The sequence below is a fragment of the Gammaproteobacteria bacterium genome (assembly GCA_015709695.1).
Taxonomy (GTDB): domain Bacteria; phylum Pseudomonadota; class Gammaproteobacteria; order Steroidobacterales.
On record CP054183.1, the window covers coordinates 3,090,001 to 3,105,498 of the forward strand.

The 15,498-nt window shown below is 64.5% G+C and carries 12 protein-coding genes, 5 tRNA genes and 2 rRNA genes (1 of these 19 only partly in view); 17 read left to right on the forward strand and 2 right to left on the reverse strand.

The genetic code is table 11. The features are described from left to right. The 3 genes from HRU81_14295 to HRU81_14305 form a co-directional block, all read left to right on the forward strand. Positions 1-2,725 (forward strand): 23S ribosomal RNA (locus HRU81_14295); it begins 200 nt to the left of the window's first position. An 80-nt stretch (positions 2,726-2,805) separates the two neighbouring features. Continuing rightward, positions 2,806-2,921 (forward strand): 5S ribosomal RNA (gene rrf, locus HRU81_14300). 141 nt (positions 2,922-3,062) lie between these two features. Continuing rightward, positions 3,063-3,839, forward strand: a complete 777-nt coding sequence (locus HRU81_14305) for a glycosyltransferase family 2 protein (protein ID QOJ33198.1) — start codon at positions 3,063-3,065, stop codon at positions 3,837-3,839. A 16-nt stretch (positions 3,840-3,855) separates the two neighbouring features. Here the strand turns inward: HRU81_14305 and HRU81_14310 are convergent, their stop codons facing one another. After that, complete coding sequence (locus tag HRU81_14310) at positions 3,856-4,947, reverse strand: glycosyltransferase (GenBank protein ID QOJ33199.1); 1,092 nt, start codon at positions 4,945-4,947, stop codon at positions 3,856-3,858. Beyond that, positions 4,947-6,266, reverse strand: a complete 1,320-nt coding sequence (locus tag HRU81_14315; GenBank protein QOJ33200.1) for an acetyl ornithine aminotransferase family protein — start codon at positions 6,264-6,266, stop codon at positions 4,947-4,949. The genes HRU81_14310 and HRU81_14315 overlap by 1 nt, the downstream gene beginning before the upstream one ends. 78 nt (positions 6,267-6,344) lie before the next feature. On the opposite strand from HRU81_14315, the gene HRU81_14320 reads away from it, so the two are divergent. The 14 genes from HRU81_14320 (at position 6,345) to nusG (ending at position 15,430) form a co-directional block, all read left to right on the forward strand. After that, on the forward strand, positions 6,345-7,295 hold the full coding sequence (locus HRU81_14320; GenBank protein QOJ33201.1) for an amidinotransferase: 951 nt from the start codon (positions 6,345-6,347) through the stop codon (positions 7,293-7,295). Between the two features lie 55 nt (positions 7,296-7,350). Beyond that, positions 7,351-9,171, forward strand: coding sequence for a M61 family metallopeptidase (locus HRU81_14325; protein QOJ33202.1), 1,821 nt, complete (start codon positions 7,351-7,353; stop codon positions 9,169-9,171). A 52-nt stretch (positions 9,172-9,223) separates the two neighbouring features. Beyond that, the gene (gene plsY / locus HRU81_14330; protein ID QOJ33203.1) at positions 9,224-9,892 is read left to right on the forward strand and encodes a glycerol-3-phosphate 1-O-acyltransferase PlsY; all 669 of its coding nucleotides are present in this window, start codon (positions 9,224-9,226) and stop codon (positions 9,890-9,892) included. Between the two features lie 7 nt (positions 9,893-9,899). Further along, on the forward strand, positions 9,900-10,892 hold the full coding sequence (locus HRU81_14335) for a biotin--[acetyl-CoA-carboxylase] ligase (protein ID QOJ33204.1): 993 nt from the start codon (positions 9,900-9,902) through the stop codon (positions 10,890-10,892). After that, the gene (locus HRU81_14340) at positions 10,889-11,650 is read left to right on the forward strand and encodes a type III pantothenate kinase (GenBank protein ID QOJ33205.1); all 762 of its coding nucleotides are present in this window, start codon (positions 10,889-10,891) and stop codon (positions 11,648-11,650) included. The genes HRU81_14335 and HRU81_14340 overlap by 4 nt, the downstream gene beginning before the upstream one ends. Positions 11,651-11,659: 9 nt before the next feature. Next, positions 11,660-12,415 (forward strand): SPOR domain-containing protein, encoded by a 756-nt coding sequence (locus tag HRU81_14345; protein ID QOJ33206.1) that lies wholly within the window; start codon positions 11,660-11,662, stop codon positions 12,413-12,415. 72 nt (positions 12,416-12,487) lie between these two features. Next, a tRNA-Thr gene (locus HRU81_14350) sits at positions 12,488-12,563 on the forward strand. Positions 12,564-12,682: 119 nt separating this feature from the next. After that, a tRNA-Tyr gene (locus tag HRU81_14355) sits at positions 12,683-12,768 on the forward strand. 160 nt (positions 12,769-12,928) lie between these two features. Beyond that, positions 12,929-13,002: transfer RNA gene (locus HRU81_14360), tRNA-Gly, on the forward strand. A gap of 77 nt (positions 13,003-13,079) precedes the next feature. Continuing rightward, positions 13,080-13,155 (forward strand) — tRNA-Thr (locus tag HRU81_14365). A gap of 30 nt (positions 13,156-13,185) precedes the next feature. After that, positions 13,186-14,376, forward strand: a complete 1,191-nt coding sequence (gene tuf, locus HRU81_14370) for an elongation factor Tu (protein ID QOJ33207.1) — start codon at positions 13,186-13,188, stop codon at positions 14,374-14,376. Between the two features lie 34 nt (positions 14,377-14,410). Continuing rightward, positions 14,411-14,486 (forward strand) — tRNA-Trp (locus HRU81_14375). A gap of 29 nt (positions 14,487-14,515) precedes the next feature. Next, positions 14,516-14,893 (forward strand): preprotein translocase subunit SecE, encoded by a 378-nt coding sequence (gene secE, locus HRU81_14380; protein ID QOJ33208.1) that lies wholly within the window; start codon positions 14,516-14,518, stop codon positions 14,891-14,893. 3 nt (positions 14,894-14,896) lie between these two features. After that, positions 14,897-15,430: a transcription termination/antitermination protein NusG gene (gene nusG / locus HRU81_14385; protein ID QOJ33209.1), complete on the forward strand. Its 534-nt coding sequence runs from the start codon at positions 14,897-14,899 to the stop codon at positions 15,428-15,430. The last annotated feature ends 68 nt before the right edge of the window (positions 15,431-15,498 follow it).

The following is a 15,498-nucleotide window of genomic DNA, read 5'->3' on the forward strand; positions in this document are numbered from 1 at the left end:
AACATCTCAGTACCCGGAGGAAAAGAAATCAACCGAGATTCCCTCAGTAGCGGCGAGCGAACGGGGAGCAGCCCAGTCGCCATAATCCAGTGGAACCTAGCAGAACGGTCTGGAAAGTCCGGCCATAGCAGGTGATAGCCCTGTATGCGAAAGGTGAAGCTGGTGGGTGACGAAGAGTAGGGCGGGCCACGTGGAAGCCCGTTTGAAGATGGGGGGACCATCCTCCAAGGCTAAATACTCTCTACCGACCGATAGTGAACCAGTACCGTGAGGGAAAGGCGAAAAGAACCCCGGAGAGGGGAGTGAAATAGATCCTGAAACCGTGTGCGTACAAGCAGTGGGAGCCCACTTCGGTGGGTGACCGCGTACCTTTTGTATAATGGGTCAGCGAGTTACTTTCAGCGGCAAGCTTAACCGTCTAGGGGAGGCGTAGGGAAACCGAGTCTTAATAGGGCGTTGAGTCGTTGGGAGTAGACCCGAAACCGGTCGAGCTAGCCATGGCCAGGGTGAAGGTAGGGTAAAACCTGCTGGAGGCCCGAACCTGTTACTGTTGCAAAAGTATAGGATGAGCTGTGGTTAGGAGTGAAAGGCTAAACAAGGCCGGAGATAGCTGGTTCTCCTCGAAAGCTATTGAGGTAGCGCCTCGCGTATAACTCCTGGGGGTAGAGCACTGTTTAGGCTAGGGGGCCATCCCGGCTTACCAACCCTATGCAAACTCCGAATACCAGGAAGTTCGAGCGCGGGAGGCACACGGCGGGTGCTAACGTCCGTCGTGAAGAGGGAAACAACCCAGACCGCCAGCTAAGGTCCCAAAATTACAGCTAAGTGGGAAACGATGTGGGAAGGCATAGACAGCCAGGAGGTTGGCTTAGAAGCAGCCATCCTTTAAAGAAAGCGTAATAGCTCACTGGTCTAGTCGGCCTGCGCGGAAGATTTAGCGGGGCTCAAGCTGTATACCGAAGCTGCGGATTCGCATCCGAAAGGATGTGAGTGGTAGAGGAGCGTTCTGTAAGCCTGCGAAGGTGTGTCGTGAGGCATGCTGGAGGCATCAGAAGTGCGAATGCTGACATGAGTAACGATAATGCGGGTGAAAAACCCGCACGCCGTAAACCCAAGGTTTCCTGCGCAACGTTAATCGGCGCAGGGTGAGTCGGCTCCTAAGGCGAGACCGAAAGGTGTAGTCGATGGAAAGCAGGTTAATATTCCTGCACCTCGGACTGCTGCGATGGGGGGACGGAGAAGGTTAGGCATACCGGGTGTTGGATGTCCCGGGGAAAGCAAGTAGGCAGGGCCCTTAGGCAAATCCGGGGGCTCAATGCCGAGATGCGAGACCACTGGCCTTGTGCCGGGAAGTTGCTGATACCACGCTCCCAGGAAAAGCCCCTAAGCTTCAGGTAGTCCAGGCCGTACCGTAATCCGACACTGGTGGGTGAGGAGAGAATCCTAAGGCGCTTGAGAGAACTCGGGTGAAGGAACTAGGCAAATTTGTACCGTAACTTCGGGAGAAGGTACGCCTCTGCCGGTGAAGAGACTTGCTCTCGTAGCCAGCAGGGGTCGCAGAGAAATGGTGGCTGCGACTGTTTAACAAAAACACAGCACTCTGCAAACTCGCAAGAGGAAGTATAGGGTGTGACGCCTGCCCGGTGCCGGAAGGTTAATTGATGAGGTTAGCCGCAAGGCGAAGCTTCTGATCGAAGCCCCGGTAAACGGCGGCCGTAACTATAACGGTCCTAAGGTAGCGAAATTCCTTGTCGGGTAAGTTCCGACCTGCACGAATGGCGTAACGATAGCCACGCTGTCTCCACCCGAGACTCAGTGAAGTTGAAATCGCTGTGAAGATGCAGTGTACCCGCGGCAAGACGGAAAGACCCCGTGAACCTTTACTACAGCTTTACGCTGGACTTCGAACCTTTCTGTGTAGGATAGGTGGGAGGCTTTGAAGCGCGGACGCCAGTTCGCGTGGAGCCAACGTTGAAATACCACCCTGGAATGTTTGAGGTTCTAACCTGGGCCCGTTATCCGGGCTGGGGACAATGTATGGTGGGTAGTTTGACTGGGGCGGTCTCCTCCTAAAGAGTAACGGAGGAGCACAAAGGTACCCTCAGCGCGGTCGGACATCGCGCGTTGCGTGCAAAGGCATAAGGGTGCTTGACTGCAAGACAGACAAGTCGAGCAGGAGCGAAAGCTGGTCTTAGTGATCCGGTGGTTCTGTATGGAAGGGCCATCGCTCAACGAATAAAAGGTACTCCGGGGATAACAGGCTTATTCCTCCCAAGAGTCCACATCGACGGAGGAGTTTGGCACCTCGATGTCGGCTCATCACATCCTGGGGCTGTAGCAGGTCCCAAGGGTATGGCTGTTCGCCATTTAAAGTGGTACGCGAGCTGGGTTCAGAACGTCGTGAGACAGTTCGGTCCCTATCTGCCGTGGGCGTTGGAAATTTGAGGGGAGCTGTCCTTAGTACGAGAGGACCGGGATGGACGCACCTCTGGTGTTCCGGTTGTCACGCCAGTGGCACTGCCGGGTAGCTATGTGCGGACGGGATAACCGCTGAAAGCATCTAAGCGGGAAACCCTCCCCAAGATTAGATTTCCCCAGGGACTTGATCCCTCTGAAGGGCCCTCGAAGACTACGAGGTTGATAGGTCGGGTGTGTAAGCCCAGTAATGGGTTCAGCTAACCGATACTAATTGCCCGTGCGGCTTGGCCATATAACACCCAAGCAGCCTGACACGACTGCAGTTCACGTCAAAACCATCCAGATTGGGCCCGCTGCGCTCCTGCAGCGGCGGGTCAAACCGAATTGCCTGGCGGCCATAGCGGGCGGGAACCACCTGATCCCATTCCGAACTCAGAAGTGAAAACGTCCAGCGCCGATGGTAGTGTGGGGCTTCCCCATGTGAGAGTAGGTCACTGCCAGGCATCTTTTCCCAGGAAGCCGCCCCGGTCATGCCGGGGCGGCTTTTCTGTATCCGGGTCTTCTTTCCGGCGTCGACTGTGCGCAAATTGACGGCTGCGAGTACTGGTTTCTACCATGCTCTGGATCGTCCAGCCGGATAAGCCGTGGCCGCCGTACCGCCAATCTCCGCAGTCATCATCGTCCGCGACGCTGCGCGCAGCATCGCCGGGACCCTGGCGAGCCTTGCCGCCTTTCCCGAGGTAGTGCTGTATGACAACGGCTCCATCGACAGAACCCTCGACATCGCACGAGAATTTCCCAACGTGGTGATTCATACCGGCGGCTTCCACGGATTCGGCCCGACGAAGCAGCTGGCCGTCTCCCTGGCGGCCCATGATTGGGTCCTGGCCCTCGACGCCGACGAGGTCGTCTCCGAAGAACTTCGCGCCAGCATCTTTGCCGCTGTCCTCGATGATGGACGCACCACCTACGCGGTGCGGCGGGTGAACCATTTCATGGGCCGCGCAGTGCGCCATTCCGGCTGGGACGATGACTGGCTGCTGCGGCTGTTCAACCGACGCCACACCGGCTATGACGATGCCAGGGTTCACGAGAAAGTGCGCCCTGTGCCCGGCGGGACCACCGTAAGGCTGCGTGGATCGTTGCACCATCAGGCTGTCGCTGAACTGGGTGATTTCCTCGTCAAGGTCAATCGCTACTCCGAGATACGCCGTGGCGATGCGCCACGGAGCCGATCTGCCGCCGCCATCGTGCTGCGGGCGGCCTGGGCATTCTTCCGGACCCTGGTTCTTCGGCGCGGCTTCCTCGACGGCTGGCGTGGCGTCGTCATAGCCGTATCCGATGCGAACGGCGTGTTCTTCAAACTCATGAAGCCGTATGCGGACGAGCGTGTCCGGCACGAAGAGCGGGGCGGGCCCTAGCCGGACCCGCGCCTGCTCAGGTTGTCGCAAGAACCTGGCGAAACAGCGCCAGGTGAGCCGCCACGGCGTCCTCGACGCGGAACGAGGTGCCCAGCCGCAGGCGGGCGGCAGCGCCCATTGCCCGGCGTCGGGAGGGATTCGCGCAGAGCGCGGCAATGGCTTGCGCCAGGGCTGCCGGGTCGCCTGGCGGGACCACCAGTCCCGACTCGCCATCGACAACGAGTTCGGCACTGCCTCCGGTATCCGAGACGATGGGTGCAACGCCCAGCGCCATGGCTTCGATGACCGTCTTGGGCAGCCCCTCGCGACGCACGGATGGCAGCACCGCGATGTCGCAGGCTGCGGTGACTGCCAGTGCATCGCTGCGGAACTCGAAGCAACGGAAGCGCTCCGGGCAACCGCTGTCGTTGATCTGCTGGCGAATCTCCGGCGAGGTCATGCCGCGGCCCACGAGCACGATGCAGGCGTTGCAGTCCGACGGCAGCAGGGCGGCCGCCCTGATCAGCACCGGAACGCCCTTGCGCGGCCGGTTGTTTGCCACGCAGACGATCAGCACCGCGTCTTCCGGCACGCCGAGCCCGGAGCGGGTCGCGGGGGGGACGCCTTCGTACCAGGCCAGGTCGTGGCCCTTGTATATCGTCACCAGCATTTCCGGATGACGGACCTGGGTCGCCAGGTCACGCCGCACGGCTTCGGCGACACATACTATCCGGTCGACGCGCGGGCTCAGGTGGGTGAGATAGCAGGACGGATCCCGTCTCGAGATGTTGCCGGTCTGGCCACGATAGGTGATGGCCTTCACCGGGAGGCCCACGGCGGCCAGCAGGCCATTGGCGATGGCCTTGTTGTTGAACATCTGCACGATGTCGAAAGCACCACGGCGCAGTTCGCGGCGGATGCGCAGGATGGCGCGAGGCTCCAGCTTGCGGGCGGGGTGGTAGCCGATGAGCCGGATGCCCGCCTGGCGCATCGGTTCGGCGTAGACGGAGTCATCCTGCGTCATCACCGTCAGCTCTACGCCAGCCTTCGCCAGCCCAATGAACATTTCCGCTTCCGGCCGTATGCTATTGAGCGCATCGCGATGCGAGGTGATGAACAGTACGCGCATCAGCCGGACCGTACCGCCTCGGACAGGGAGCGGCGCAGGATATCCAGGCCTTCGTCCACCAGGGCCGTGTCGATCATCAGCGGCGGGATCAGGCGGATACCGCTGGTGCCGCAGGTCAGCAGCAGCAGGCCATTGCCGAACGCGCGTTGCACGGTCTCGCGGGCCAGGTCAGCGTGCGGCTGCCGGCTGGCCCGATCGGTGACGAGGTCGATGGCCAGCATCAGGCCGCGGCCCCGGATGTCACCGATACAGGGAAAGTCGCCAGCCAGCGCCCGCAGACCCGCAGCCAGCCGCTCTCCCGCCAACCTGGCGCTTTCCAGGTACTGGCCGGCAACGAGTCTGAGCGTGGTCGCCGCGGCCGCGCAGGCCAGCGGATTGCCGCCGAAGGTGTTGGCATGCGCACCCGCGGGCCAGCGTTCCATGAGATCGCGTCTTGCGACCGCCAGGCCAAGCGGCATGCCCGATGCGAGGCCCTTGGCCAGGGTGATGATGTCGGGTTGCACGTTCCAGTGCTGCCAGGCAAACATCTCTCCCGTCCGCCCGATGCCGCTCTGGACCTCATCGAAGATCAGCAGGATGCCGTGCCGGTCGCAGAGCTCGCGCAGGCCGTGGAGGAAGCCGTCTGGCGGCACCAGGTAACCGCCCTCGCCCTGGATCGGTTCTACGAGCACGGCGGCGACTTCCTCGGCGGGCAGGTTGCTGCGGAACAGTTTCTCGATGTAATTCAGCACCGCCGTACCCTGATCCGGTCCCGCCAGCAGCGGGCGGTAGCTGTCGGGGTAAGGAACATGCGTGACCCCGGGCATGGTGGGAAAGAATCCGCGTTGCTGGGTCGCGCGGCTTGCCGTGAAGGCGAGGGAGCCCATGCTGCGCCCGTGGAAGCCACCGAGGAAGCCGATGAACCGCGGTCGGCCGCTGGCGAATCGTGCCAGTTTGAGCGCGGCTTCCACGGCCTCGGTTCCAGAGTTGGCGAAGAAACTCATCGCCGGCCCGCTCACCGGAGCGAGGCCGTCGATCATCTCGGCGAGCTGCGTCTGGCCTTCATGCCAGAAGTCCGGGGAGACGTGGAGGAAGCGCCCGGCGGCGTCGCGGATGGCGGCCACGACTTCCGGGTGTGCATGGCCGGTGGAACAGACGGCTATTCCGGCAGCGAAATCGACGTAGCGATTGCCATCCACATCCCAGACCTCGGCGCCGCGGCCGTGATCCATGACGAATGGGTAGTCCCTGACGTAGGAGCGCGCGACCACGGCCCGGTCCCGTGCGATGAGGGCCCGGGCTCTTGGTCCGGGGAGGGCGCGCCTGCGGGTGTCGCTCATTGCCGGGTGCTCCTTGCCTGAGGGGAGTGGTGACCTGTGCATGCCGTCCGCGGGCGCGCCACACCGTAATATATGTCAATGACGACAGGCCATGCCCTGCCCGCGCAGGCAGCCAGTACCGTGCTGATGGTACGGCCGCAGAACTTCGCGGCCAATCCGCAGACCGCGAGCTCCAACGCCTTCCAGGCCCGACCTGATGATGGCAGGGCAGGCACGGCCATCGCGGCCTGCGCCGAATTCGATGCAGCCGTGGGTTGTCTGAAGGGCGCCGGCATCGAGGTCCTGGTGCTGGAGGACAGCACCAGCCCGCGCAAGCCGGATGCGGTGTTTCCGAACAACTGGGTGTCGTTCCACGCGGACGGCACCATGGTCCTGTATCCGCTGCTGGCGCCCAATCGACGCGCCGAGCGCCGCCCCGGAGCTCTGGCAGTCTTGCTGCGCCAGCATGGTTTCCGCATCGACAGGGTCGTGGACCTTGCTCCGATGGAGGCGCGCGGCTGGTACCTGGAGGGCACGGGCAGCCTGGTACTCGACAGGGCACATGGCGTCGCCTACGCGGCGTTGTCCTCCCGTACGCATCCGCGGGCCCTGGCCGAATTTGGCCGCGAGCTGGGCTTCGATACGGTGGCCTTCGCCACGGTCGGCCCCTCCCGGCTGCCGGTCTACCATACCAATGTCATGCTCAGCATCGGCAGCGGCTTTGCCGTCGTCTGTGCCGAAGTCATCGAGCCGGAGGCAGTCCGGGCTTCGGTGCTGGGGCGCCTTGGCGCCAGCGGGCGCGAGATTGTGCTCATCAGTGCCATGCAGGCCCGTGCATTCGCCGGCAACGTGCTGGAGCTCGTCGCTGCGGATGGCAGCCACCTGCTGGCTCTTCCGGAGACTGCCATGGAGGCACTGCTGCCGGCGCAGCTCGCAGCGCTCGAGTACCATGCCAGGCTTGTCCCGCTGCGGGTACCGACCATCGAGCAGCTGGGTGGCGGCAGCGTTCGCTGCATGCTCGCGGAGGTTTTCCTGCCGCGCCATCCGTGATGGACCAGGCCGCTGCCAGTCCCAGATCGATACGCCAAACTGCTAGAGTCCCGGCATGAGCGATTCCACTGTCACCTATCACCTCAGGCCGCGTGCCCCGGGCACGCGCATCCTGGAGGTGGCGTGCAAGCTGCATGATCCGGAGCGCGAAGGACAGGTCGTCTCGCTGCCTGCCTGGATTCCCGGCAGCTACCTGATCCGGGACTTCGCCCGACACGTGGTATCCATGGAGGCGAGCTGCAACGGCGAGCCGGTAGCCCTGCGCAAGCTGGATAAATCGACCTGGCGTGCGGCACCGGTCGAGGGTGAGCTGATGCTGCGGGCGGAGATATACGCCAGCGATCTCTCGGTACGAGGCGCTCACCTCGATGCGTCCGGTGCATTCTTCAACGGGTCGAGCGTATTCCTGAAGGTGCATGGCCGCGAGGATGTCAGGCACCTGGTCCACCTGAGCCCGGGCGAGGAGGCTACGACCGCAGCCTGGCAGGTGGCGACCAGCATGACGCGTCTCACCGGTGCCGCGTGGGAGTTTGGGGCCTTCGAGGCCGGAAGCTATGCGGAGCTCATAGACCATCCCGTGATGATGGGCCCCCTGACCGTGACCGAGTTCGAGGTGGCTGGTGTGCCCCATGCGCTTGTGCTCGCGGGGCGCCACGATGCCGACCTGTCCCGGCTGGGGACTGACCTCGGCCGCTTGTGCGCTTGGCAGGTCGGATTCTTCGGCGGATCGGCTCCCATGGATCGCTATCTGTTCCTGGTGCGGCTCACCGGCGATGCTGTCGGCGGTCTCGAGCATCGGGCCTCCTCGGCCCTGGTCTGCCACCGCAACCACCTGCCACGCCGCGGCCAGCCGGCAATGAGCCGCGATTACCGTGGCTTCCTTGGTCTGGCGAGCCATGAGTACTTCCATGCCTGGAACGTCAAGCGCATACGTCCAGCGGAGCTGGCCTCGGGCAGCCTGGATCGTGAGGCCTACACGCGACAGCTCTGGATCTTCGAGGGCATCACTTCCTATTACGACGACCTTGCCCTGCTGCGCAGCGGGTTGGTCAGCACGGAGACCTACCTCGAATTGCTGGGCCGCACTCTCACTGCCGTGTACCGCGCGGGGGGCCGCCGGCGCCAGACGCTGGAGGAGGCAAGTTTCGACGCCTGGATCAAGTTCTACCGGCCGGACGAGAACACGCCCAATGCCCAGGTGAGCTACTACGCCAAGGGCGCCATGGTGGCGCTGGCGCTGGATCTCGAGGTGCGGCTGCGCACCGGTGGCCGCGTCTCGCTGGACGATATCATGCGGGTGCTCTGGGAAAATCATGGCCGCCGCGAGCTGTCGATTCAGGAGGGTACGTTCGAGGAACTGGCTGCCGAGGTGACCGGCCTCGACCTGACCGAGTTCTTCCGCACCAGCCTGCGCAGCACCGTGGATCCGCCGGTTGGCATCCTGCTTGCCCAGTTCGGCATACGCCTGCAGCTGCGTTGCGCCGAGGGTGCTGCCGATGCGGGTGGCACCGCAGGCCAGCGTGCCGGGCGGCCACGGCCCTGGCTGGGGCTGCGGACACGGACGGTGAGCGGGCGCTGCCGTGTCAGTCACGTGCTCGATGGCGGGCCAGCGCAGGCTGCAGGCGTGATGGCCGACGATGAACTGGTGGCGCTGAACGGCGTACGGCTGGAAACCGACGGCGTCGACTCGGTCACCGACTTGCTGACCACGGGTCAGGCCGTGGAGCTGCACGTCTTCCGCCGTGACGAACTGCTGCAGATCCGGCTCCAGGTCGGCGATGCGCCGAAGGATACCTGCTACCTGACCATCGAGGCCGATCCTGGTGAGCCGGCATTGGGCCGGCGACAGGCCTGGCTGGGTGCACCGCCGGGGTGAGGTTGCGGTGACCCTGGCCGGCAGGCACGCCCAGCCGCGGTGCTAAGATTCCATGCATTCATCGTTTGTGGCGTGGGGCATGCTCGAACTCGGCACGAAGGTCCTCCTTGGTTACCTGCTGGGGTCGCTCAACGGCAGCCTGTTTCTCGGCCGGATTCTCGGCGGGCCTGACATACGCACGGTGGGCAGCGGCAACGCCGGCGGCACGAACGCCTTGCGGGCGCGGGGAAAGTGGTTCGCGCTGGGCGTCATGGTGATCGATGTCGGCAAGGGGTACATCGCCGCGGCGCTGCTGCCCGGAGTGGACCTCGGCCTGGGTGTGCCCGGGATTGCAGTGCACTGGCTGCCTCTTGCCTGCGGGGCGGCTGCCGTGGTCGGCCATTGCTACCCGATATGGTTCGATTTCGCTGGCGGGAAGGGTGCGGCAACGGCCGTGGGTACCCTTGGCGCACTGGCGCCGGGATTGTTGCTGCCAGCCCTGGCTGTCTGGTTGCTGGTCGCCACCACCACGGGTTTCGTCGGTCTGTCGACCATGGCCGCGGCGCTCGTCCTGCCCGCGTATGTGGCTCTGGTTGCCTGGCCAGCGGAGGTGCCGCTGCTGGTGTTCCTGGTATTGCTCGCCGGCTTCATCATCTATACCCATCGCGGCAATGTGGTGCGGATGCTTCGACGGCAGGAGAACCGCATGACGGGCCTGATGCTGTTGCGGCGTCCGCGTTGACGCACTGATGGCCACCCGTGACACCCTGATCGGCGCGCTTGCCGATGGCTGCATCCACTCCGGCAGTTCGCTGGCGCAGCTGCTCGGGCTGTCCCGCAGCGCCGTATGGAAGCAGGTGCACCGGCTCGGCGAACTCGGCCTGGAGATCGAGGTAGTCCCCGGGCGGGGCTATCGGTTGCGGCATCCGCTGGATCTGCTGGACCAGGCGCGCATCCAGGCGGCCATCGGGCCGGTGGCGATGGCCGGCTGCGAGTCCCTGGAAGTCACCGGCATCACCAGCTCGACGAGCGCGGCACTGATCGCGGCTGCGCCGCCAGCGGTCGGCCGGTGGCGTGCCTTGCTCGCCGAGTTCCAGAGCGCCGGCCGGGGACGCCGCGGCCGGCGATGGCTGTCCCCTTACGGCAGTGGCTTGTGCCTGTCCCTTGCATGGTCGTTTGCCACGGCACCACGGGACCTGCCCGCCTTGTCGTTGGGAGTGGGCGTGGCAGTACGGCGCACGTTGGCTGCTTGCGGCGCGGGGCCGGTGCAGCTGAAGTGGCCGAATGACATCGTGCTCGGGGGCGCCAAGCTGGGCGGCATCCTCGTGGATGTGGATGGGGATGCGCGTGGACCGTTTCGGGCTGTCGTCGGTCTCGGCCTGAACCTGGCCGTGCCGGCCGGCCTGTTGCAGGAGGTGGTGGCGGAGGGCGGACTGCCTCCTGGAGGCCTGGATGCTGCGGCTCTCGGGCAGGCTGGCGGCCGTAACGGCCTGGCGGCAGCGCTCCTGGAGTCAGTGCACGGCTTGCTGGCGGCATTCGCCAGGCACGGATTTGCGCCGCTGGCCGACGAATGGCGCCGACACGACTATCTTTGCGGCCAGCCGGTGACCGTCCGGACCGGGGCGGCCGCGGCCAATGGCATGGCCCGCGGCATTGCCGCTGACGGCGCGCTGCTGCTCGATGGGCCTGAGGGGATCACCGCCGTCTTCGCCGGTGATGTGACGCTGCGGAAAAGCCCGTGAAGCTCCTGGTCGATATCGGCAATACGCGGGTCAAGTGGGCGTGGCTGCATGGCGACGATCTGCTCGATCCGGGGGCGATGGCACATGCCGCCATGCAGCCGGGTCAGCTGGCAGAGCGGATGACCGGAGGCCGGGTCGCCGATGAAGTGCGCCTGTCCAGTGTGGCCGGAGCGCAGATGACTGCGGCGCTGGTTTCGGCGCTGGGGCGCGTGACCGGCGTCCCGGTCCGCGAGATCCGGACAGGGCGGGTCGCTGCCGGAGTCCGCAACGGCTATACGGAGCCGCGACAGCTTGGCGTCGATCGGTGGCTGGTGATGCTGGCGGCCTATTCGCGGCTGCGGGGCGCCGTGTGTGTGGTGGACGCGGGCACGGCGTGGACCGTCGATGTGGTGGCGGCGAACGGCGAGCATCTGGGCGGCTTCATCGTGCCGGGACCGGTGCTGATGCGACGCTCGCTGGTGGGCGCAACGGGCGGTATCGACACGGCAGCCCGGCTGCTGCAGGACCCCCCTGATCTCGCGATGGACTGGGGCCGGGATACCGAGGCCTGCATGCGCAACGGGGCGCTGCGGGCAGGCGTCAGCCTGGTGGAATCCTGTGCGAGGACCTTCAGCCGGCAGGTGGGGCCTGTCCCCGCGCTGGTGCTGACCGGTGGTGATGCCCCGGAGTTGCTGAAGCGCCTGGCCGTGCCGGCGCAGTACCGTCCATGGCTCGTTCTGGAAGGCCTGGCCCTGGCGGAGGCCGCCCATGCGGACTGAGCGGTCCCTGTGGCCGTCATCGGAGGGATGGTCGTGAGAAGCCTGTTCCTTGTGCTGCTGCTGGCCAACCTGCTGTTCGCTGGCTGGCGCCTGTGGGTCGCACCGCCCGAGCTGCCGCCGCACCAGCTCAAGGAGCCAGGCAAGGAGGCCAGGATCCGCGTAGCCACACTGGAACGAACGGCCCGTCCGGGGCGCGATGCGGGCGGCCAGACCGCGGGAGGCGCCCCGACCACCGGGCTGGCCGGCGCCGATGCCAGCGCCACCCCGGCTGCGGCTGGATCTTCCTGTTCACGGATTGGTCCCATCGGCGACGGTCAGGTGGCCGATGCGCTGCGTGCCGCCCTGGCGGCCCGGGGCCTTCGGGCCACGACGATGGTGGAGGCAGGGCAGATCTGGGTGGGTCATTGGGTGCAGCTCGAAAGCGTGCCGACCCGGGAGGCTGCTGATCGCATGGTGGCGAGGCTGGCCGCGGGCGGGCTGCCGGATGCCTATGTTTTCCAGAGCGCGCCGCCCTTTTCGGTGTCGCTCGGCGTTTTTCGCGACAAGGACCGGGCTGACAAGGTAGCCGCGGCGGCGGCCGCCCTGGGATTCCATCCCCAGCTGACGGATCGGTACCGGTCGGGTGCGCAGTACTGGCTATACCTGCAGGTTGCGTCCGATGCGCTGCCTCTCGGGGAGCTCCCGGCGGAACCAGGGCCTGGGCTGCAGGCCGAGTCGGTGCCATGCAGCACCATGCCGGTTGGCGGGACTCCGATGATTAACTAGAATCCTGCCCGGATCTGTATCCGGATCCGGGCCCGGTCCCGGCAGCCCGGGTTGCCGGGCAGTCACTTCCCTGCCGGAATAGCTCAACTGGCAGAGCAACCGCCTTGTAAGCGGTAGGTTGTGGGTTCAAGTCCCGCTTCCGGCACCAGAACATGGCAGCTGCCGGCTGGTGCCAGCCGCCGCATGCCCCGCAGCAGTCCCTTTCCCGACGGCCTTTCTTGTTGACACTGATCGGCATGGATCGGACAATGACCGGCTTCCGTCCGCGGAGGGGTACCCAAGCGGCCAACGGGGGCAGACTGTAAATCTGCTGGTTTATACCTTCGAAGGTTCGAATCCTTCCCCCTCCACCAGTTTCGGCTGGCGGGCGGGGTGGATGCACGACCCGCAAACGCGGACAGAGTACGAATGAGGAATTGGATAGGCCCGGGCCCCATCGCTGGAGCGGCGTATGGTGCACGGGTTTTTGCGCGCCGCGGTTTTCAGGCCCGGTGACCGGAGTCGAGCGAGCTGGCGGGTGTAGTTCAATGGTAGAACCTCAGCCTTCCAAGCTGATGACGTGGGTTCGATTCCCATCACCCGCTCCAGAAGGGTGCGGAACCGGGAGCCACGGAATCGGGGTGGCGATGGCTGTGTCGCGCGGGGGCGGAGTCCCGAGGTTTCCGCCCACATAGCTCAGTAGGTAGAGCACTTCCTTGGTAAGGAAGAGGTCACCGGTTCAACTCCGGTTGTGGGCTCCAGAAGTCGCAGGTTGGGAAGCGGAGAAGCTGATGTCAAAAGCCAAATTTGAACGCAAGAAGCCGCACGTGAACGTTGGGACGATTGGCCACGTTGACCACGGCAAGACGACGCTGACGTCTGCGCTGACGAAGGTGATGGGTGAGAAGTTCGGCGGCGAGTACCGGGCGTACGACCAGATTGACGCGGCGCCGGAGGAGAAGGCGCGCGGCATCACGATTGCGACGGCGCACGTGGAGTACGAGAGTCCGAAGCGGCACTACGCGCACGTGGACTGCCCCGGGCATGCGGACTACATCAAGAACATGATCACGGGCGCGGCGCAGATGGACGGCGCGATCCTGGTGGTATCGGCGGCCGACGGCCCGATGCCGCAGACGCGCGAGCACATCCTGCTGGCCCGGCAGGTGGGGGTTCCCTACATCGTGGCCTACCTGAACAAGGCGGACATGGTGGACGACAAGGAGCTGCTGGAGCTGGTGGAGATGGAGGTGCGCGACCTGCTGTCGACCTACGAGTTCCCCGGCGACAAGACGCCGATCATCATTGGCTCGGCGCTCAAGGCGCTGGAGGGGGACAAGAGCGACATTGGCGTGCCCTCGATCGAGAAGCTGGTGGCGGCGCTCGATGAGTACATTCCCGAGCCGGTGCGCGCCATTGACGGCCCGTTCCTGATGCCGATCGAGGACGTGTTCTCGATTTCCGGCCGTGGCACGGTGGTGACCGGGCGCGCGGAGCGGGGCAAGATCAAGGTGGGTGACGAGATTGAGATCGTCGGCATCAAGGCGACGACGAAGACGATCTGCACGGGTGTGGAGATGTTCCGCAAGCTGCTTGACGAGGGTCAGGCGGGCGACAACGTGGGCATCCTGCTGCGCGGCACGAAGCGTGAGGAGGTCGAGCGTGGCCAGGTGCTGGCCAAGCCGGGCTCGATCACGCCGCACACGCACTTCGAGGCGGAGGTGTACATCCTGACGAAGGAAGAGGGTGGCCGCCACACGCCGTTCTTCAAGGGCTACCGCCCGCAGTTCTACTTCCGCACCACGGACGTGACCGGGGCGGTGGAGCTGCCGGAGGGCACCGAGATGGTGATGCCCGGTGACAACATCAAGATGAAGGTGAAGCTGATCAGCCCGATCGCGATGGAGAACGGGCTGCGGTTCGCCATCCGCGAGGGCGGCCGTACCGTGGGCGCCGGCGTCGTGGCGAAGATCATCGAGTAAGGATCGGGCGAACCGCAAGGAATTGCGTGGACACAGGCCAGTAGCTCAATTGGCAGAGCGTCGGTCTCCAAAACCGAAGGTTGGGGGTTCGAGACCCTCCTGGCCTGCCAGAGCATCGAACTAGACGGTTACAGGCGGGATGAACACCAAGGCAGAGGCGAGTCCAGGCGTCCTGGACACGGTAAAGCTCGTTGCCGCCGTTGCGGTCTTTGTCGGCGGCATCGTCGGCTACTACTTTTTCTCGGAAGCGTCCCTGCTGTGGCGCGTCCTGGGACTGCTGGCATGCCTGTTCGCGGGTCTGGGTATCGCCTTCACGACGGTGCAGGGGCGCCAGCTCTGGGAGTTCATCCAGGGCTCGCAGATCGAACTGCGCAAGGTCGTGTGGCCGGACCGCAGGGAAACGCTGAATACGACGCTGATTGTCCTGGGGCTGACCGCGGTGGTTGCGCTGTTTTTCCTGATGGTGGACGCGATTTTGCTGAAGCTCACCCAGTTCGTGACCGGGCAGGGGGGCTGAGCCATGGCACTGAGATGGTACGTGGTTCATGCCTACTCGAACTTCGAGAACAAGGTGAAGACCTCGCTCGAGGAGCGCATCAAGCTCAAGGGCCTGCAGGACAAGTTCGGCAAGATCATGGTCCCGACCGAAGAGGTCGTGGAAATGAAGGAAGGGCAGAAGCGCCGCAGCGAGCGCAAGTTCTTCCCCGGCTATGTCCTGGTGCAGATGGAACTCGATGAGGAGACCTGGCACCTCGTCAAGGAAGTGCCGAAAGTGCTCGGCTTCATTGGTGGTTCCAGCGATCGCCCGGCGCCGATCACCGACCAGGAGGCGGACTTCATCCTGCAGCGGGTCGAGGAAGGTGCTGACAAGCCGCGGCCCAAGGTGCTGTTCGAGCCAGGCGAGGTGGTGCGGGTCGTCGACGGGCCGTTCAACGATTTCAGCGGCGTGGTCGAGAACGTCAACTACGAGAAGAACAAGCTGCGCGTCGCCGTGCAGATCCTGGGCCGCTCCACCCCGGTGGAGCTGGATTTCAGCCAGGTCGAGAAGAGCTGAGGTTTAACGGTGCACCACCGGCTGGCGGTGGCGTGACCAACGGGAAACTGAAATGGCCAAGAAAGTCG

What these genes read in the sequence shown, in the direction of transcription:
- tuf (QOJ33207.1), top strand. Translation starts at nt 13,186, where the DNA reads ATGTCAAAAGCCAAATTTGAACGCAAGAAGCCGCACGTGAACGTTGGG.
- plsY (QOJ33203.1), top strand. Translation starts at nt 9,224, where the DNA reads ATGCATTCATCGTTTGTGGCGTGGGGCATGCTCGAACTCGGCACGAAG.
- HRU81_14320 (QOJ33201.1), top strand. Translation starts at nt 6,345, where the DNA reads ATGACGACAGGCCATGCCCTGCCCGCGCAGGCAGCCAGTACCGTGCTG.
- HRU81_14325 (QOJ33202.1), top strand. Translation starts at nt 7,351, where the DNA reads ATGAGCGATTCCACTGTCACCTATCACCTCAGGCCGCGTGCCCCGGGC.
- HRU81_14310 (QOJ33199.1), bottom strand. Translation starts at nt 4,947, where the DNA reads ATGCGCGTACTGTTCATCACCTCGCATCGCGATGCGCTCAATAGCATA.
- HRU81_14335 (QOJ33204.1), top strand. Translation starts at nt 9,900, where the DNA reads ATGGCCACCCGTGACACCCTGATCGGCGCGCTTGCCGATGGCTGCATC.
- secE (QOJ33208.1), top strand. Translation starts at nt 14,516, where the DNA reads ATGAACACCAAGGCAGAGGCGAGTCCAGGCGTCCTGGACACGGTAAAG.
- HRU81_14315 (QOJ33200.1), bottom strand. Translation starts at nt 6,266, where the DNA reads ATGAGCGACACCCGCAGGCGCGCCCTCCCCGGACCAAGAGCCCGGGCC.
- nusG (QOJ33209.1), top strand. Translation starts at nt 14,897, where the DNA reads ATGGCACTGAGATGGTACGTGGTTCATGCCTACTCGAACTTCGAGAAC.